This window comes from Nonomuraea spiralis, from assembly GCF_014648435.1.
In the GTDB taxonomy this organism is placed as follows: Bacteria; Actinomycetota; Actinomycetes; order Streptosporangiales; family Streptosporangiaceae; genus Nonomuraea; species Nonomuraea spiralis.
Genome location: NZ_BMRC01000001.1, coordinates 571,659 through 587,696, shown reverse-complemented (window position 1 = coordinate 587,696; position 16,038 = coordinate 571,659). Strand labels below are relative to the sequence as shown.

21 protein-coding genes are annotated in these 16,038 nt (G+C 73.4%); 13 read left to right on the top strand and 8 right to left on the bottom strand.

Features of this window, described 5'->3' with window-relative positions:
• Positions 1-13 precede the first annotated feature (13 nt).
• Genes IEZ27_RS02745 through IEZ27_RS02730 form a run of 4 tightly spaced genes read left to right on the top strand, consistent with a single transcriptional unit; the run spans position 14 to position 3,299 of the window.
• Entirely contained in the window at positions 14-631 is a 618-nt protein-coding gene (locus tag IEZ27_RS02745; protein ID WP_189645700.1) for a DedA family protein, read from the top strand.
• The gene (locus IEZ27_RS02740; RefSeq protein ID WP_189645699.1) at positions 615-1,715 is read left to right on the top strand and encodes a sensor histidine kinase; all 1,101 of its coding nucleotides are present in this window, start codon (positions 615-617) and stop codon (positions 1,713-1,715) included. The genes IEZ27_RS02745 and IEZ27_RS02740 overlap by 17 nt, the downstream gene beginning before the upstream one ends.
• The gene (locus tag IEZ27_RS02735; RefSeq protein WP_189645698.1) at positions 1,706-2,350 is read left to right on the top strand and encodes a response regulator; all 645 of its coding nucleotides are present in this window, start codon (positions 1,706-1,708) and stop codon (positions 2,348-2,350) included. The genes IEZ27_RS02740 and IEZ27_RS02735 overlap by 10 nt, the downstream gene beginning before the upstream one ends.
• 31 nt (positions 2,351-2,381) lie before the next feature.
• Positions 2,382-3,299 (top strand): GNAT family N-acetyltransferase, encoded by a 918-nt coding sequence (locus tag IEZ27_RS02730; protein ID WP_189645697.1) that lies wholly within the window; start codon positions 2,382-2,384, stop codon positions 3,297-3,299.
• A 57-nt stretch (positions 3,300-3,356) separates the two neighbouring features.
• On the opposite strand, the gene IEZ27_RS02725 is transcribed toward IEZ27_RS02730, so the two are convergent.
• On the bottom strand, positions 3,357-4,076 hold the full coding sequence (locus tag IEZ27_RS02725) for an alpha/beta hydrolase family protein (protein ID WP_379478541.1): 720 nt from the start codon (positions 4,074-4,076) through the stop codon (positions 3,357-3,359).
• A gap of 129 nt (positions 4,077-4,205) precedes the next feature.
• Between IEZ27_RS02725 and IEZ27_RS02720 the strand changes: the two genes are divergently transcribed.
• Together IEZ27_RS02720 and IEZ27_RS02715 are read left to right on the top strand one after the other, a co-directional pair.
• A complete protein-coding gene (locus IEZ27_RS02720; protein ID WP_189645696.1) occupies positions 4,206-4,784 on the top strand; it encodes a TetR/AcrR family transcriptional regulator in 579 nt (192 codons plus the stop codon).
• Between the two features lie 115 nt (positions 4,785-4,899).
• Positions 4,900-5,508 (top strand): dihydrofolate reductase family protein, encoded by a 609-nt coding sequence (locus tag IEZ27_RS02715; RefSeq protein WP_185845225.1) that lies wholly within the window; start codon positions 4,900-4,902, stop codon positions 5,506-5,508.
• A 21-nt stretch (positions 5,509-5,529) separates the two neighbouring features.
• On the opposite strand, the gene IEZ27_RS02710 is transcribed toward IEZ27_RS02715, so the two are convergent.
• Positions 5,530-6,174, bottom strand: a complete 645-nt coding sequence (locus IEZ27_RS02710) for a TetR/AcrR family transcriptional regulator (RefSeq protein ID WP_189645695.1) — start codon at positions 6,172-6,174, stop codon at positions 5,530-5,532.
• A gap of 138 nt (positions 6,175-6,312) precedes the next feature.
• On the opposite strand from IEZ27_RS02710, the gene IEZ27_RS02705 reads away from it, so the two are divergent.
• Both IEZ27_RS02705 and IEZ27_RS02700 read left to right on the top strand, forming a co-directional pair.
• Positions 6,313-6,654 carry a hypothetical protein gene (locus tag IEZ27_RS02705; RefSeq protein WP_189645694.1) on the top strand — a complete coding sequence of 114 codons (342 nt, stop codon included), beginning with the start codon at positions 6,313-6,315 and terminating at the stop codon, positions 6,652-6,654.
• Positions 6,655-6,689: 35 nt separating this feature from the next.
• A complete protein-coding gene (locus tag IEZ27_RS02700; protein WP_189645693.1) occupies positions 6,690-7,289 on the top strand; it encodes an SRPBCC family protein in 600 nt (199 codons plus the stop codon).
• A 27-nt stretch (positions 7,290-7,316) separates the two neighbouring features.
• On the opposite strand, the gene IEZ27_RS02695 is transcribed toward IEZ27_RS02700, so the two are convergent.
• A complete protein-coding gene (locus tag IEZ27_RS02695; protein ID WP_229823130.1) occupies positions 7,317-7,970 on the bottom strand; it encodes a maleylpyruvate isomerase N-terminal domain-containing protein in 654 nt (217 codons plus the stop codon).
• A gap of 140 nt (positions 7,971-8,110) precedes the next feature.
• On the opposite strand from IEZ27_RS02695, the gene IEZ27_RS02690 reads away from it, so the two are divergent.
• Both IEZ27_RS02690 and IEZ27_RS02685 read left to right on the top strand, forming a co-directional pair.
• Positions 8,111-8,992, top strand: coding sequence for an RNA polymerase sigma-70 factor (locus IEZ27_RS02690; protein WP_189645691.1), 882 nt, complete (start codon positions 8,111-8,113; stop codon positions 8,990-8,992).
• Between the two features lie 58 nt (positions 8,993-9,050).
• Positions 9,051-9,467 (top strand): HIT family protein, encoded by a 417-nt coding sequence (locus tag IEZ27_RS02685; RefSeq protein WP_189645690.1) that lies wholly within the window; start codon positions 9,051-9,053, stop codon positions 9,465-9,467.
• Positions 9,468-9,487: 20 nt separating this feature from the next.
• Here IEZ27_RS02685 and IEZ27_RS02680 read toward each other — a convergent pair whose 3' ends face one another.
• Entirely contained in the window at positions 9,488-10,312 is an 825-nt protein-coding gene (locus IEZ27_RS02680) for an alpha/beta hydrolase family protein (protein ID WP_189645689.1), read from the bottom strand.
• An 80-nt stretch (positions 10,313-10,392) separates the two neighbouring features.
• On the opposite strand from IEZ27_RS02680, the gene IEZ27_RS02675 reads away from it, so the two are divergent.
• Together IEZ27_RS02675 and IEZ27_RS02670 are read left to right on the top strand one after the other, a co-directional pair.
• Positions 10,393-10,983, top strand: a complete 591-nt coding sequence (locus tag IEZ27_RS02675; protein ID WP_189645688.1) for a TetR/AcrR family transcriptional regulator — start codon at positions 10,393-10,395, stop codon at positions 10,981-10,983.
• 234 nt (positions 10,984-11,217) lie between these two features.
• Positions 11,218-11,754 (top strand): dihydrofolate reductase family protein, encoded by a 537-nt coding sequence (locus IEZ27_RS02670; RefSeq protein WP_189645687.1) that lies wholly within the window; start codon positions 11,218-11,220, stop codon positions 11,752-11,754.
• A 330-nt stretch (positions 11,755-12,084) separates the two neighbouring features.
• On the opposite strand, the gene IEZ27_RS02665 is transcribed toward IEZ27_RS02670, so the two are convergent.
• On the bottom strand, positions 12,085-13,302 hold the full coding sequence (locus tag IEZ27_RS02665; protein WP_189645686.1) for an RNA polymerase sigma factor: 1,218 nt from the start codon (positions 13,300-13,302) through the stop codon (positions 12,085-12,087).
• A complete protein-coding gene (locus IEZ27_RS02660; RefSeq protein ID WP_189645685.1) occupies positions 13,299-13,628 on the bottom strand; it encodes a YciI family protein in 330 nt (109 codons plus the stop codon). The genes IEZ27_RS02665 and IEZ27_RS02660 overlap by 4 nt, the downstream gene beginning before the upstream one ends.
• Positions 13,629-13,656: 28 nt before the next feature.
• Here IEZ27_RS02660 and IEZ27_RS02655 point away from each other — a divergent pair, with 28 nt between their 5' ends.
• Positions 13,657-14,088 carry an SRPBCC family protein gene (locus IEZ27_RS02655; RefSeq protein ID WP_189645684.1) on the top strand — a complete coding sequence of 144 codons (432 nt, stop codon included), beginning with the start codon at positions 13,657-13,659 and terminating at the stop codon, positions 14,086-14,088.
• On the opposite strand, the gene IEZ27_RS02650 is transcribed toward IEZ27_RS02655, so the two are convergent.
• A complete protein-coding gene (locus tag IEZ27_RS02650) occupies positions 14,085-14,744 on the bottom strand; it encodes a response regulator (RefSeq protein WP_189645683.1) in 660 nt (219 codons plus the stop codon). The two genes, IEZ27_RS02655 and IEZ27_RS02650, sit on opposite strands and share 4 nt — an antisense overlap.
• On the bottom strand, positions 14,737-15,951 hold the full coding sequence (locus IEZ27_RS02645) for a sensor histidine kinase (protein ID WP_229823127.1): 1,215 nt from the start codon (positions 15,949-15,951) through the stop codon (positions 14,737-14,739). The genes IEZ27_RS02650 and IEZ27_RS02645 overlap by 8 nt, the downstream gene beginning before the upstream one ends.
• Between the last annotated feature and the right edge of the window lie 87 nt (positions 15,952-16,038).

Genomic DNA, 16,038 nt, shown 5'->3' with positions numbered 1-16,038 from the left:
TAGCCTGGGGGACATGACGGATTGGCTTATCGCAATGATGGAGAACCTCGGCGCCTTCGGGGCCGGGTTGGCGATCATGCTGGAGAACTTGTTCCCGCCGTTGCCGAGCGAGGTCATCCTCCCCCTGTCCGGTTTCACCGCCGGCAGGGGCGAGCTGGACCTGCTGGACGTGCTGCTGTTCACCACGCTCGGTTCGGTCGCCGGGGCCTTGGCGCTGTACTGGGTGGGGGCGCTGCTCGGCCGCGAGCGCACACTGGCCATCGCCGCCAAGCTGCCGCTGGTCAAGGTGTCCGACATCGAGAAGACCGAGGCGTGGTTCCTGCGGCACGGCCGCAAGACGGTGTTCTTCGGCCGGATGATCCCCATTTTCCGCAGCCTGATCTCGGTGCCGGCCGGGGTGGAACGTATGCCGCTGGTGACGTTCACCCTGCTTACGACGGCCGGCAGCGCCATCTGGAACACCATCTTCGTGCTTGCGGGATACTTTCTCGGCGAGAACTGGTCGCTGGTGGAGGCGTACGTGGGGATCGGCACCAACGTGGTGATCGGCCTCGTGGTGCTGGCGATCGCGGTCTTCGTCACGGTACGCCTGACGGAACGGCGCAAGGGGAGGCATGCGAACCGCCGCTGAGGGGCTGAAGGTGCTGGGCGCGGTGACCCTGGGCGCGCTCACCGCACTGGCCGGGGCGCTGTTCCTGCTGCTCACGCTGCCCTTCGTGAACCGGCCCGGCGTACGGGTGGCGGCGGCGCGGCTGGCCGCGCTGGAGGCCCGCCGGCTGCGCCTGGGCACCGCCACCCTCGACGCCCTCGGCGGGCTGGACACGCGGCCGGCGCGCTACCTGGCCGCGCGGGTCCCGGCCGGGGTGCTGGGCGGGCTGATGGTCGCGCTGCTGGTCATCGGCGCGGGCGCCGGGGCGCAGATCACCTGGGCGTGGGCCCGTGACGAGCCGTTCGACGGGATGAGCAGATCGCTGCCGCTGGTCCTGTACGTGGTGGTGGGCGGGTGCGTGTTGTTGTTCATGGACCTGTCGGGGCTGGTGGGGGTGCACGCGCTGGAGCGGCGGCTGGCCGGGCGGATGCTGGGGCCCGACCGTACCGAGATGCTGGAGCGCCGGATCGCCGAGCTGGCCGAGAGCCGGGCCGGGATCGTGGCGGCGGTCGACTCCGAGCGCCGCAGGATCGAGCGCGACCTGCACGACGGGCTGCAGCAGCGCCTGGTGGCGTTGTCGATGCTCATCGGGCGGTCCAGGCGGGGGCGTCCCGAGCTGCTGGAGCAGGCGCACCAGGAGGCCCAGCAGGCGTTGACCGAGCTGCGCGAGGTGGCCTGGCGGGTCTATCCGAGCGGGCTGGACTCCCTCGGGCTCGGCGAGGCGCTGGCGGGGGTGGCCGAACGCGCGGGTGTGCCGGTCACGGTGGTGTGCGACCTGCCGGGCAGGCCGCCGATGGCGGTGGAGACGGCGGCGTACTTCGTGGTGAGCGAGGCGGTGACCAACGCCGCCAAGCACGCGGCCGCCACGCTGGTGAGGGTCGAGGTCAGGCAGGAGGAGGACAGGGTGTTCGTACGGGTGGGCGACGACGGGACGGGCGGCGCGCGCCCTTCGGGTGGCGGGCTTTCGGGGCTGGCCAGGCGGGTGGCGGCGCTGGACGGCGTGTTCGACGTGGTCAGTCCGCCCGGCGGCCCGACCGAGGTCACGGCGGTGCTGCCGTGCGGGTGATCCTGGCCGAGGACTCCACGCTGCTGCGCGAGGGCCTGGTGCGGCTGCTGGCCGATGAGGGGCACGAGGTGCCGGCGGCCGTGAGCGACGGCGAGGCGCTGGTGGCGGCGGTGGCCGAGCACGGTCCCGACATCGTGGTGGTGGACGTGCGCATGCCGCCGACCCACACCGACGAGGGGCTGCGGGCGGCGCTGGAGATCAGGCGGCGCTGGCCGGGGGTCAAGGTGCTGGTGTTGTCGCAGTACGTGGAGAAGCGCTACGCCACCGAGCTGATGAGCGCGGACGTCGAGGGCGTCGGCTACCTGCTGAAGGACCGTGTCGGGCAGGTCGGCGACTTCCTGGACGCGCTGGAGCGGGTGGGCGCGGGCGGCGCGGCCTTCGATCCGGAGGTGGTGCGCCAGTTGCTGGCCCGTACCACGCAGGTCGATCCACTGTCCCGGTTGACGGTGCGCGAGCGGGAGGTGCTGGAGCGCATGGCCCAGGGCATGACCAACGCCTCGATCGCCCAGCAGTTGCACGTCTCGCAGAGCGCGGTGGAAAAGCACGTCAACTCGCTGTTCGACAAGCTCGGCCTGTCGCACGCCAGCGGTTACAGCCGCCGGGTGCTGGCCGTCCTGCACTTCCTGAAGTCCTGAGAAGCGCTGAAGAGAACTGGGGAGCACTGTCATGCGCGCGCGTGCCTTCCGCCACGACGACCTGCCCTTCCTGCGGTCGGTCATGGCGGGGTGGATCGCCGAGGCCGGCCGGTGCGGCTACGACCACACCGGCGAGCTGCCGCACCGCGTCTATGACAATCTGCGTGATCGCCGTCCGGCCGGTGAGCTGGTGCGGTGGTGGCAGGACGCGGACGGCCCGGCCGGGATCGCGATCACGTTGCGGTTCGGCTGCGCCTTCGACGTCTTCGCCGCGCCGCGGCTGCGCGGCGGGCCGCTGGAGCTGAGCATGCTGGAGTGGGCCGCCGGGGCGACCGCGCGGGCCATGGACGCGGCCGAGCCGTACGTGCTGACCGACGTCTTCGACTGCGACGCCACCAGGATCGAGTTGCTGGGGCGGGCCGGTTTCTCGCGTTTCCGGGTGTGGGACCACGTCAACGAGCGGGACCTGCGCGACCCGGTGCCCGAGCCGCAGCTGCCCGCCGGGTTCCGGTTGCGGCACGCCCTGCCGCGGGACGCGCAGGGGCTGGCCGAGGCGCGCAACGCGGCGTTCGGCGACGACTGGACCGGGCCGTCGTACCGTTCGGCGGTGATGGAGCGCCCCGGCTACGACCCGCGGGACGAGATCGTGGTCGAGGCGCCCGGCGGGGGTGTGGCGGCGTTCGCGGTCGGCTGGATCGACGGGCGCAACGGGATCGGTCATTTCGAGCCGGTCGGCACGCATCCGGCGTTCTGGCGGCGGGGCCTGGCGCGGGCGGCGATGTCGCACGCGATGCGCCGGATGCGGGCGCTGGGCCTGACGGCGGTGACGGTGAACCACGACGCGGGCAACGCGGCGGCCCGCGAGTTGTACCGTTCGCTCGGTTTCGTACGGCGGCACGAGACGTACGGTTTCCGCCGCCCGGCCGCGGCCATGCCGTCCTCCGGCTGATCTACCTGCCCTGATCTACCTGCCCTGATCTACCTGCCCTGGTCTACCTGCCCTGGTCTACTTGCTCTGGATGCGGCCGAGCGGGTGGGGGGCGGGGTCCAGGGCGGTGCGGGCGGCGGGCCAGGCGGGGTCGCCGGGGTGCAGGTAGGCCGTGGTGAGCCGCTGGAAGAGGGCCACGTGTTCGGGGCTCTCGTCGGTGGTCTCGGCGACGCGGTGGCCGGCGATGCCGCCGAGGGAGTGCTCGGCGCCGTACAGGGTGAGCAGGCTCTTGTCCCCGGGGCTGAGGGTGTAGCCGTCGGTGAACCAGTCCGGTCCGCGGACCGTCAGCGCGGACTGGTCCTTGTCCCCGGCGACCAGCAGGGCCGGGGTGGTCATGCCGTCGAAGGAGGGGTTCATGAAGGGGAAGTGCCCGGCGGCGAACGGCGACAGGTCCGCGCCGCCCAGGCCGGTCAGCGCGAGCAGCACGCCGGCGCCGACGCGCGGGTCGGACAGGTCCTCTCCCGGTACGCCGTCGGCGTCGAGGACCCGCGCGCCCAGCAGCATGCTCGCGCTCTGGGCTCCCCAGGAGTGGCCGGCGACGGCGACGCGGCCGTGGTCGACGCGCCCGGCCAGGCCCGGTACGGCGGCCTCCAGCAGGTCGAGGCCGTCGATGGCGCGCCTGAGATCCTCGACCCTGATGCGCCAGATCAGCGGCGTACGGGGGTCGTCGGCGGCCAGGGCGAGGGTGCGGGAGTCGAGGTGGGTGGTTGCAGGACCACGAAGCCGTGGGCGGCCCAATGGTCGGCCAGGGGCGCGGGCGTTGGCCGCCGGCGCGCGGCTCTGGCATCATGAACAAGCGGGACTGTGTCCCGTTTCGACGGTACGGGACAGCGTCCCGTTCAGCAACACGGCTGTGGAGGAAGCGGCGTGGTCAAGGACAGCGACGAGCGGGCGGCCCGTCCCAAGCGGGCCGATGCCCGGCGCAACGAGGAGAACCTGCTGCGCGCGGCGGCGGCGGTCTTCGTCGCCTCGGGGGTGGAGGCGCCGATCCGCGACATCGCGGCCGAGGCCGGCGTCGGGACCGCCACGATCTACCGGCATTTCCCGACACGGGCCGACCTCGTGATCGCCGTCTACCGTCACCAGGTCGAGTCCTGCGCCGAGGCCGGTCCGGCGCTGTTGGAGTCGAGCGCGAGCCCGTACGCGGCGCTTCGGGAGTGGATCGGCCTGTTCGTCGACTTCCTGGTCACCAAGCACGGGCTCGCGGCCGTGCTGCAACCGGACAACACCGGCTTCCAGGCGTTGCACGCCTACTTCCTGGACCGGCTCGTGCCCGTGTGCACGCGCCTGCTCGACGCGGCGGCGGCGGCCGGTGAGATCCGGGCCGATCTGAAGGCGCTGGAGCTGATGCGCGGCGTGGGGAACCTGTGCATCGGGGCCGACAGCGATCCCGGCTACGACGCCCGCCGCCTGGTCGGCCTGCTGGTGGCGGGGCTGGGCCGGTGAGCCCCGTCGCGGGAGGAGCACCTTAAGACTTCCGTAAGCGCCTTCCGCGAGACTTCGTACACATCGACCCGCGACCAGGCCGGACGGTCTGGTCCTTCACTGGAGAGTCATCATCATGAGGAAGATCAGCGCGAACCTGTTCATCTCGCTCGACGGTGTCATCCAGGACCCGGCGGACTGGCATTTCCCGTACTTCAACGAGGAGATGGGCGCGGCGGTGACCGAGCAGATGACCGACACCCTGCTGCTGGGCCGCGAGACCTACGACAGCTTCGCCGGGGCGTGGCCGGAGCGCGAGGCGGCGGGGGGTGAGGACGCGGCCTTCGCCAAGACGATCGGCGACGCCCGCAAGATCGTGGTGTCCCGTCAGCCGCTGGAGTTCACCTGGCGCAACTCCGAGCTGCTGCGGGGTGAGCTGACCGAGGCCGTGGCCGCGCTGAAGGCCGAGCCGGGCGGCCCGATCGGGATGAGCGGCTCGGTCTCGGTGGTCCGCCGGCTCCTGGCCGCCGGTCTGCTGGACGAGCTGCACCTGCTCGTGCACCCGATCGCGGTGCGCAAGGGTGATCGGCTGTTCGACGAGGGGGACGACACGATCCCGCTGGAGCTGGTCAGGTCGCAGGTGTTCACGACGGGCGTGCTCTACCTGGTCTACAAGCCGGCCGGGTCGGCCGGTGAGGGCTCCTACGACGACGCCAAGACCCACCTGCCCCAGGACGTCGGCTAGCTCGCGTGGTGTCGTCCCCGCTCACGTGGCCAGCAGGTCGTCCAGCTCGGCCGCGAAGAGCAGGGCGGGGTCGAAGCCCATCGCGGTGAAGTGGCCGGCGAGCTCCAGGGACAGGACGCCGTGGACGCGCGTCCAGAAGCTCAGGGCCCGGTGCAGGACCTCGGGCGGGGCGGGGTGGCCGGCCGCCCAGTCACGGTGGTCCTCCAGGTGACGGCCGAACGGGGTGGCGGGCCGCAGGGGGGCGGCCGAGCCGGCGTCGAGCAGGAGCGCCATGATCTGCGCGGAGATGGCCGTGATGTCGTCGGGGGCGTGGTAGCCGGGCACGGGGGTGCCGTAGATGAGCAGGTAGCGCTGGGGGTCCTCCAGCGCCCATCCGCGTACGGCGTGGGCCAGGACGCCCAGGTCGGCGCCCGGGGCGGCGGCCGAGCGCAGGGTGTCGGCGAGGCTGCGGTAGGCGTCGCGGATGAGCTCGGTGATCAGTTCGTCGCGGTTGGCGTAGTAGCGGTAGAGCGCGGGGCCGCTCATGCCCATCTGTTTGGCGATGGCGTTGAGGGACAACGCCGAGGCCCCCGTCGTGGCGATCTGCTGCCAGGCGTGGTCCTTGATCTCGGCGCGGACCTGGGCGCGGTAGCGCTCGCGCGGGGTCTGCTGGGCCGTTTCCGCCATCGTCCGCCTTCCGCTGTTACAGCCAGGAGATTCTGTTAGAGGGTATCACGAACGTTGTTGACACTCCTTCGCCCGTGCAGTTATAACTTCTAACGAACGCATGAGCATCTAGCTCTCCGGTCGGGTGAAGGGAATGTCATGACCACCACGTCTGCCTTGTCGGCGCCGCGCGCTCGTTCGATGCCGGTGACCGTCGCCTCCTTCGCGATCCCCGTGATGATCCTCGGCGGGTTCGCGCTGCTGGCGGTCGTTCCGGTCACGGTCGTGCTGGCAGGCGCTCTGGCGCGGGTGCGGGACCGGGCGGTCCGGTGGGCGGCCGTGGCGGTGGCCCTCGCCTACGCGGTGCCGCTGGTCGGGTGGCTGGTGCGGCCCGACGGCGCGCCGAGCCTGTCGAAGGACATGCATCCCGCCTTCGCCGCGCTGATCGTCGCCGCGTCCGCCGCGCTCGTCGTGGCCGTCCTGCGCGCCGCCCGGCGCTGACCCGCCTACTTCGAACCCTCGACGGAAGGAACACCATGTCCAGCAACGTCCGCATCGCCGCTTTCGTGATCCCGCTCGCCGTCGTCCTGGCAGGTACCGTCCCGGCCGCGCAGGCCGCCGCCCACGAGGGCAGGCCCCAGTGCCGGGGGGAGGGCGTGGACGCCGGCGCCCGCATCCGCTACAGCGCCGACGTCGTCATCAAGGCGCCGGTGAGCCGGATCTTCAAGCTGCAGACCGCCGTGGAACGCTGGCCCGACTGGCAAAAGCCCGTCCTGACCAGCAAGCGCCTCGACCACGGCCCCCTGCGTGAGCGCTCGTCGTGGCGATGGACCACGCCCGCGCCGGCCACGGCCACGACCCCGGCCACCACCATGCGCATCACCTCCACCGTCCGCCGGATCGAGCGCGATGTGTGCATCCTGTGGAGCGGGCCGGCGGTCGGCAAGGGCGTGCGCATCGACCGGGGCGTTCACCTGTGGACGTTCACCGAGGTCAAGGGCGGTGTGCGCGTACACACCGAGGAGACCTGGACCGGCGGCCAGGTCGAGGCCGACGTGCCCACGGCCACCGAGCTCCTGGGCGCGGGGCTGGAGGCGTGGCTGCGCGATCTGAAGACGGCCGCCGAGGCCCGCTGACGCGGACCCCTTGGCCGAAGGTCCCGCTCATCCCAGGATGAGCGGGACCTTCCGCGTGCCCAGCTCGGCCCGTTCGGCGGCGGTCGGTGCGCGCCGCCCGGTGCCGACCAGGAGGGCGTCGGCGTCGGAGAACGACGCGGGGTACGGTTCGGCGGCGATCTCCTCCAGCATCCGGCGGGTGCGGGCCAGGCCGTCGGCGGGCGGTCCGGCGACGTGCGGGAGGTGGGCGGTCAGGTCGAGGTGGTGCAGCGTCCATTCCAGGACGTAGGCCGACAGGTAGTCGCCGGCGGTGAGGACCTGGTCGCGGGTGCCGACGCGCGACCCCGGGTCGGCGAGCGCGGCGGCGCGGCCGGCGGCGGAGCCCAGGTCGTCGAGGTGGAACTTCAGCAGCCAGGGCTCCTGGTAGGCGGCGGCCAGCCGGACGGTCAGCGCGTCGAGCGGGTCGTCGCCGGTGGGCGGGCTCTGGGCGACCTCCCAGTAGGTGATCGCGTCCCGCGTGGGCTCGCCCTCGGCGGGGGTCGCCAGGGTGATCAGGACGTCCTGGGCGTCGATGACCAGGTGGCACACCAGGTCGCGGACGAGCCAGCCGGCGCAGCCGGAGGGCCGCGCGAAGTCCTCGTCCCGGAGAGCGGCGACCGCCGCGAGCAACGCCGACCACGAACGTGAGAACAGATCCGCCACATCGGCACGGTAGTGGGCCGCCGCCCGGCGGGACAAGCGCCCTGCGTGTGCCTTTGTGATGGGCGTCACTGTCACAGGGCGGCGGTGGGCGGCGTCTTGTGCGTGTGGCAAGGTCGAGAACCGACAGGCAGGAGCCGGACATGAGCGCACGAAACGCCGACACCGCCACGGAGGCGTTCGTCACCCATCGCAACCTGCTGTTCACCGTCGCGTACGAGATGCTCGGTTCGGCCGCCGACGCCGAGGACGTCCTTCAGGAGACGTGGTTGCGGTGGTCGTCGGTCGATCTCGGCGCGGTGCGCGACCATCGGGCGTTCCTGGTGCGGGTCGTCACCCGACAGGCGCTGACGCGGCTGCGTACGCTGCGGCGGCGCAAGGAGTCCTACGTGGGCCCCTGGCTGCCCGAGCCGCTGCTGACCGCGCCGGACGTCGCCGAGGACGTCGAACTGGCCGACAGCGTGTCGATGGCGATGTTGCTGGTGCTGGAGACGCTTCAGCCGACCGAGCGGGCGGTGTTCGTGCTGCGTGAGGTGTTCGGGCTGGACTACGACGAGATCGCCGAGGCCGTGGGCAAGACCCCGGTCACGGTCCGCCAGATCGCCCACCGCGCTCGGGGGCACGTCGCCGCGCGCCGTCCCCGGGCGGCCGTCTCGGCCGAGCAGACACGCCAGGCGCTGGGGGCGTTCCAGCGTGCCGTCGAGACCGGTGATCTGCGCGGGCTGCTGGACCTGCTCGCCCCCGACGTCGTGCTGCTCACCGACGGCGGCGGCGTGGTGCGGGCCGCGCTGGCCCCCGTCGAGGGCGCGGAGACGGTGGCCGCCGTGCTGAGCAGGATCGCCGGCGCGGCGTCCCTGCGTCCGGCGCAGGTCAACGGGCATCCCGCGCTGATCGTCCAGCTGGGTGGCGAGATCGACACCGTCCTGGCGCTCCGCCTCGACGACGGCCTGATCAGCGGCCTGTACGCGGTGCGCAACCCCGGCAAGCTGTCGCGCCTGGAGCACGAGACGGTCGTGAGCCGCTGACCGGGCGGCGCGGGAAACCCGGGTGCGGGGCGCCGGGCCCGTCGCCGATCATGGCGGCATGGAATCATGCGTCTTCTGCGAGATCGTGGCGGGCCGGGCCGAGGCGAGCGTCGTCCACGGCGACGACGACGTGGTGGCCGTCCTGGACCATCGTCCGGCCACGCCGGGGCACGTCCCGGTGATCCCGCGTGTGCACGCGTCGGGGCTGGCCGAGGCCGGCGACGCGGTCGGCGCGCCGATCTGGCGGGCGGCCCGGCGGGTGGCGGCCGCGTTGCGGGTCTCGGGGCTGCGTTGTGAGGGGGTACGGCTGTCGCTGGCCGACGGGGAGGCGGCCGGGCAGGACGTCTTCCACCTGCATCTGCACGTGGTGCCACGCTACCGGGGGGACGGCGTCGTGGTGAGCGCCGAGTGGCGGCGGCGTTCGCGTGAGCAGCTCGACCGGGACGCGGCGCTGATCCGCGACGCGCTCGCCTGACCGCCCTGTCCCGGCGGGCGTCACAGGGCTCGTCGCAGGAAGGCGATGATCGTACGGGCCAGGGCGACGCGGTGGTCGGACAGGGCGTGGTCGGTGGGGAACAGGTGGTGTTCGAGCCGTTCGACGGGTTGTGCCCGGTAGGCGGCGACGAGGGGGTCGTGGTGGATCTCGTGCGGCGTGACGACGTCGCGGCCGGTGCCGATCAGGAGCACGGGACGGCCGGCCAGCAGCGGCGCGAGCCCGGCCAGCCGCCAGGTGTCGCCGGCCGCCTCCATCTCGCCGACCAGTGCCTGTCCGCTGGTGCCGCGCAGGGGGTCGAGCTCGCCGTCGAACGCCTCGACGTACCCGGCGCGGGCCTTCGGCTCGGCCGCGCACAGCTCGGCGGCGGCGCCCAGGTCGAACCCGGCGGCGGAGGCGACGGCCTTGACGGACGGGTCGGCCGCGGCGGTCATCAGCGCCGCGAAGCCGCCCAGGCTGTGGCCGACCACCGCCAGGCGTCCCGGGTCGAGCCGGTGGGCGGCGGCCAGGCCGCGCAGCCCGGCGACGACGGCGGCGGAGTCCTCCAGCACGTGCGTCCACGAGTACGTGCCGCCGACGCCCCACGATCCGCGGTAGTGGAACACCAGGCCGGCGTACCCGGCGCGGCGCAGCGCCTGGGCGAGGTCGAAGTTGCGTTCGTTGCCGGGGAACCCGTGCAGCAGCACGACGACGGGATGCGGCCCGGGGCCGGCCGGGACGTGCAGCACCCCGAGCAGGCGCGCGCCGCCGCTGTCGAACGTCACGGCCGGCGTGGTGGCCGGGAAGCCGGGGTCGTACGGCGGGTCGGCGGCCAGCGGATCAGACATGGGCGAACCCCCAAGATCGAACCGATCGGTACGAGCCGAGACGTTAGCACCCCATCGAACCGGCCGGTACTATCCCTTGCATGCCCGTGGCCAAAGGCTCGACGATCGACCCCGCCCGCACCCGCGCCACCATCCTGGAGGCGGCCACCGCGCTGCTGTACGAGCGCGGCCTCGACGGCATCGGCGTGGCCGAGCTGTGCGCCGGGATCGGCATCTCCAAGGAGACCCTCTACCGCCACTTCGGCACCAAGGACGGCCTGGTCGAGGCCGTGTTGCGGGAGCGCAGCGAGCGGGTGGGGCAATGGCTGGCCACGCGGGCCGCAGCGGCCGGCGACGATCCGCGCGCCCAGCTCGCCGCCGTGTTCGACGCCCTGCGGGAGTGGTACGACGACCCCGCCTTCCGGGGCTGCGCGATGCTGAACGCGGCCGCCCAGCACCACGCCGAGCCCGTACGCGCCATCACCGCGCGCCACCTGGACCGCTACCTCGACCTGCTGACCGGCATCGCCGAGCGCGCCGGGGCCGCCGATCCCCGGCTCCTGGGGCGCCAGCTGCTCATGCTGGTCGAGGGCGCGACCGTCCTGGCCGCCCACCATGACAGCGACGACACCGCCGACCACGCCCGCCAAGCCGCCCTCGCCCTCCTCCCCACCACCCCCGACCACCTCTAGACCTCCGCCTCCTCAGAGCCCGCTGTCCGCTCACCCCGAGGGGCGCCCGCACGGCCCCTGGAGCGCCCGAGACGGATAGCCCTCTCTCCGCGCCGACTCCCGCGAAAGACCCGGTCACCGCCGGGTCTTTCGTGTTTCCGGGGCCCACCTTCCAGACAAACAGAGTCGTCTTGACAACTTGATTTGTCGGTGGGAGGGTTGACCCACCTCAGGGACATCAAGGAGAACCACATCATGCGAAAGATCACCGCGGGCCTGTTCATCTCCCTCGACGGCGTCGTCGAGGCCCCCGACGCCTGGCACTTCCCGTACTTCAACGACGAGATGGGCCAGTCGGTCGGCGAGCAGATGGAGGCCGCCGACGCCATGCTGCTGGGCCGCCACACCTACGAGGAGTTCGCCGCGCACTGGCCGCACCAGGATCCCGAGAAGGAGCCCCTGGCCGACGCGATGAACTTGGCCACCAAGTACGTCGTCTCCACCACGCTCACCGCGCCCGCCTGGCAGAACACCGAGCTGGTCACCCTGGCCGGCCTGGCGGAGCTCAAGCAGCGCCCCGGCCGCAACATCTCCGTCGTCGGCAGCGGCACCCTGGTCGTCTCGCTGCTGCGCGAGGGCCTGCTCGACGAGCTCAACCTGCTGGTCCACCCCATCGTCGTGGGCTCGGGCAAGCGCCTGTTCGACGACGTCGGCACGCAGATCCCGCTGACCCTCACCACGTCCACCACCTTCAGCACCGGCGTGCTGAACCTGATCTACACGCGGGCCTGACACGGCCACCAAGACCGTCACGGTGAGTGCACAACCCGTCCGTGTGGACGCCCGTGACCGCGACAGAACCCCCTCATGACCAGCGGTCCCGGGATTTTACTCGATCACCGGGCTTCACGGAGAGTGACATTGGGTAGTTCCGAGGCGGAGTCGCCGACCACAGAGAGGAGCAGCGAATGACAGGCCGGCCCTCAGCGACACCCCTGAACGGCCTGGCCGGCGACCGCTTCGGCCACGGCAGGCCGGACTACTGCGGGTTGTGATCCCAAGGTGCCGGTCCCGTCGCGCAGGCTGACTTCCCCAGTCCTCGGCCTCCGCGGCGGGGCCTTCTCACGCACCCAGCTCCGCCAGCCGCCTGGCCAGGTAGCGGCGGTCGGCCTCGGCGGTGGCCAGTTCGAGCGCCTGCCGGTAGGCGCCGGCGGCCTCGGCCCGGCGTTCCAGGCGGCGCAGCAGGTCGGCCCGGGTGGCGGGCAGCGCGCCGGTCCCGGCCAGGCGGTCCACCAGTTCCAGCCCGGCCGCCGGACCGTCGGCCATGGCGACGGCCACGGCCCGGTTGAGCTCGACCACGGGGGAGGGCAGCAGGACGGCCAGGCGCGCGTACAGGACGGCGATCTGCGGCCAGTCGGTCGCGCCGGCGTCGGGAGCGGTGGCGTGGCAGGCGGCGATCGCGGCCTGCACCTGGTACGGCCCCGCGACGCGGCGGCCCAGCGCCGCCTCCAGCACCCCGACCCCCTCCTCGATCCCGGCCCGGTCCCACAACGCGCGGTCCTGCTCCTCCAGCGGCACCAGCGTGCCGTCGGCGGCGGTCCTGCCCGGCTGGCGGGCCTGGTGCAGCAGCATGAGGGCGAGCAGCCCGCCGGTCTCGGGCTCGCCTGGTAGCAGCGCGGCCAGCAGCCGGGCCAGCCGGATCGCCTCCCGGCGCACGGCCTCCCGCCCGGGGCTGGAGTAGCCCTCGTTGAACAGCAGGTACAGCACGCCGAGCACGGCTTGCAGGCGCTGGGGCAGCAGATGCGGCGGCGGCACCCGGAACGGGATCGCGGCCTGGCGGATCTTGTGCTTGGCGCGGACCAGCCGCTGCGACATCGTCGCCTCCGGCACCAGGAACGCCCGCGCGATCTCGGCGGTGCCCAGCCCGGCCAGCGTACGCAGGGTGAGGGCGACCTGCGCCGGCAGGGACAGCGCCGGATGGCAGCAGGTGAACATCAGCCGCAGCCGGTCGTCGGGAAAGCCGTCGGCCGGCGGCGACCCTGACGCCCCGGTCTGCTCGGTCTGCGCGAGCTGGGCGGCCTGGCGCATCTTGGCGGCCCCGGCCCGCTCACGGCGCAGCCGGTCGAAGGCGCGGTTGCGGGCGGTCGTGGTCAGCCAGGCGCCCGGCCGTTCCGGTACGCCGTCGCGCGGCCAGCGTTCCAGGGCGGCGGCGAAGGCGTCCTGGGCGCATTCCTCGGCCAGGTCCCAGTCGCCGGTGAGCCGGATGAGGGTGGCCACGACCGTGCCCCACTCGGCCCGGAACACCGCCTCCAGGCCGGACGGCGCCTCCGGGTCGGTCACGGCTCCAGCACGGGCCGGATCTCGATCGAGCCGTAGCGGGCCACGGGATGGGCGGCGGCGATCCGCACGGCCTCCTCGATGCCGTCGCACTCGATCAGGGTGAACCCGCCGATCTGGTCCTTGGTCTCGGCGAAGGGGCCGTCGGTCAGCAGCACGTCGCCGCCGCGCACGCGTACGGTGGTGGCCTCGGCGGCAGGCCGCAGCCCGACCCCGCCCCTGACGACGTCGCGCCTGGTCATCTCCGCGCTCCAGCCGCCGCACCCGTGCAGCGCGATCTCCTCCGGCACGTCGGATTCGTCCAGCCCGATCATGAGCACGTACTTCATGTCCCCGAGGATAGCCAGGAGGTGCGGGATGAGGCCGGTGTACGCGGGTGCGGCCGTGGAGGTGGCGGCGCCGCCGCAGGAGGTGTTCGCGCTGGTGACCGACTGGCCGCGGCATCGGGAGTGGATGTTCATGACGTCGGCCCGGCAGGTGGGCGCGGACCGGGTGGAGGCCTACACCGGCATCGCGCCGCTGGGATTCCTGGACACGATGACGATCGTGCGCCGCGAGCCGCCGTCGTACGTGCTGATGGAGCACACCGGAACTGTGGTGCGCGGGCGGGGCGCGATCCGGGTGCGGCCCTGGCGGGGCGGCAGCCGGGTGATCTGGGCCGAGGAGCTGCTGCTGCCGTTCGGGGTGGCGGGGCGGCTGGCGTGGCCGCTGGTACGCCCGGTGGTGGTCGCCCTGGCCCGCCTGTCGCTGCGCCGGCTGGCCCGCCTGGCCGCCCGGGAGGCCCGCTAGCCGGCGTCGTGGACGACCAGGGCCAGTTGCACCCGGTTGTCCAGGCCCGCCTTGGTCAGGATGCGGGAGATGTAGCCCTTGACCGTGCCCACGCTCATGTGCAGTTCGCCGGCGATGACGGCGTTGGGTTTGCCCTGGCCGACCGCGAGCGCCACCTCGCGTTCGCGCCGGCTGAGGGCCGACAGGACGCGCCGGGCCTCGGCGCGGCGCCGGTCGTCCTCCTCGGGCATCAGGTGGGCGATCAGGCGCCGGGTGACGCTGGGCGACAGGCTGGGCTCGCCGGCCGCCACCCGCCTGATCGCCTCGACGATGCCCTCGGGCGGGGTGTCCTTCAGCAGGAACCCGCCGGCTCCGGCGCGCAGCGCGCGGAAGACGTGCTCGTCGGCGTCGAAGGTGGTCAGGATGATGACCTGCGGCGCGCCGGCCCGGCCGCGCAGCAGGCGGGTGGCCTCGATGCCGTCGAGGCCGGCCATGCGGATGTCCATCAGCACCACGTCGGGGGTGTGCTCGCCGACCGCGGCCTGGACCTGGCCGCCGTCGGCCACCGCGCCCACCACGCGCAGGTCGGGCGCGCCTTTGAGCATCAGCGTCAGTCCGGTGCGGACGAGCGCGTCGTCGTCGACGATCAGCACCCGGATCGGGGCGGCCTCACTCACGGGGCCATGGTAGCCGTGCGGCCAGCCGCCACCCGCCGTCGCCGGTGGCCCCCCGTTCCAGCCGGCCGCCCGCCAGCGTGACCCGTTCCTCCAGCCCGGCCAGCCCGGCGCCGGAGCCGGTCTCGGCCGGCGTCGCCCGCCTGGCCTCGCCTACGGGCCCGGCCGGTGGCCGGTTGCGCACCTCGACGGTCAGCCCCGCGCCGGGTGTGCCCGACAGCTCGACGGTGACGGGACGGCCGGGGGCGTGCTTGCGGGCGTTGGTCAGGCCCTCCTGGACCACGCGGTAGGCGGTGCGCCGGGTCGTCTCGGGCAGGTCGGCCAGGCGTACGTCGTGCTCGCGCAGGTCGACGCGCGTCCCGGCCTGCCGCGACTCCTCCACCAGCGGCGCCAGCCCGGCCAGCGGCAGTTGCGCGGCGGGGCTGTGGCGCAGTACGGAGATGACGCCGCGCAGCTCCTGAAGTGCCTGGTGGGCGCTGGATCGGATGACCTCGGCCGCCTCTGCGACCTCGCCGGGTGTGGCGGCGGCGTTGAAGCGCAGTGCTCCGGCGTGCACGGCCAGCAGCGACAGGCGGTGGGCCAGTACGTCGTGCATCTCGCGGGCGATGCCCAGGCGTTCGGCGCGGCGGGCCTCCTCGGCGCGCTGCCGCTGGTCGGCCTCGGCGCGGCGGGCGCGTTCGGCCAGCGAGGCCAGCAGGTGGCGCCGGGTCCTGGCCACGATGCCCCAGCCGGTGACCGCGCCGCCGAACAGTACCGCCACCAGCGCCCACACCGCGTACGGCGCCAGCCCCGGGGGCCGCCAGGCGAACCTGACGAGCGCGGCCGCCACCCACGCCGCCCCGACGGCCAGGGCCACGGGCGGCCGCCGGTACAGGGCGGTCAGGAGGGTGGCGATCCCGGCGGCGATCGAGGCCGCGGCGGCCGGCACCGACAGGGCGACGGCGGCCAGCGCGGCGCCGACCGGCCACCGGCGGCACCACCACAGCGCCGCGCAGGCCGCCGCGCCGCCGGCCACGTCGGCCCACAGGTACCAGCCGGGTGTGGCGGGGGCCAGGTCGCCCCACACCACCGAGGCGGCTCCGGCCAGGGCGAGCACGACGCCGCCGGCGGTGGCGGCCCGCTCGCGCCGCGACCGCCCGCCCTCCTGTTCCCCGTCCGCCTGCTGCCCGCCGTCTCCGGTGGCCGTCTCCGGGCTCCGCGCCGCGCACACAGTCGCCGATCGTAGCCGCCGCCCCGCGCGGCGGGCAGCAACCCGCGTCACCGCCCGCGGCAACTCCCCTCACCTTTCGTCACCTTC

Coding starts and splice junctions, on each gene's coding strand:
- IEZ27_RS02745 (WP_189645700.1), top strand. CDS start 14: ATGACGGATTGGCTTATCGCAATGATGGAGAACCTCGGCGCCTTCGGG.
- IEZ27_RS02740 (WP_189645699.1), top strand. CDS start 615: ATGCGAACCGCCGCTGAGGGGCTGAAGGTGCTGGGCGCGGTGACCCTG.
- IEZ27_RS02730 (WP_189645697.1), top strand. CDS start 2,382: ATGCGCGCGCGTGCCTTCCGCCACGACGACCTGCCCTTCCTGCGGTCG.
- IEZ27_RS02715 (WP_185845225.1), top strand. CDS start 4,900: ATGAGGAAGATCAGCGCGAACCTGTTCATCTCGCTCGACGGTGTCATC.
- IEZ27_RS02710 (WP_189645695.1), bottom strand. CDS start 6,174: ATGGCGGAAACGGCCCAGCAGACCCCGCGCGAGCGCTACCGCGCCCAG.
- IEZ27_RS02705 (WP_189645694.1), top strand. CDS start 6,313: ATGACCACCACGTCTGCCTTGTCGGCGCCGCGCGCTCGTTCGATGCCG.
- IEZ27_RS02700 (WP_189645693.1), top strand. CDS start 6,690: ATGTCCAGCAACGTCCGCATCGCCGCTTTCGTGATCCCGCTCGCCGTC.
- IEZ27_RS02690 (WP_189645691.1), top strand. CDS start 8,111: ATGAGCGCACGAAACGCCGACACCGCCACGGAGGCGTTCGTCACCCAT.
- IEZ27_RS02685 (WP_189645690.1), top strand. CDS start 9,051: ATGGAATCATGCGTCTTCTGCGAGATCGTGGCGGGCCGGGCCGAGGCG.
- IEZ27_RS02680 (WP_189645689.1), bottom strand. CDS start 10,312: ATGTCTGATCCGCTGGCCGCCGACCCGCCGTACGACCCCGGCTTCCCG.
- IEZ27_RS02675 (WP_189645688.1), top strand. CDS start 10,393: ATGCCCGTGGCCAAAGGCTCGACGATCGACCCCGCCCGCACCCGCGCC.
- IEZ27_RS02670 (WP_189645687.1), top strand. CDS start 11,218: ATGCGAAAGATCACCGCGGGCCTGTTCATCTCCCTCGACGGCGTCGTC.
- IEZ27_RS02660 (WP_189645685.1), bottom strand. CDS start 13,628: ATGAAGTACGTGCTCATGATCGGGCTGGACGAATCCGACGTGCCGGAG.
- IEZ27_RS02655 (WP_189645684.1), top strand. CDS start 13,657: ATGAGGCCGGTGTACGCGGGTGCGGCCGTGGAGGTGGCGGCGCCGCCG.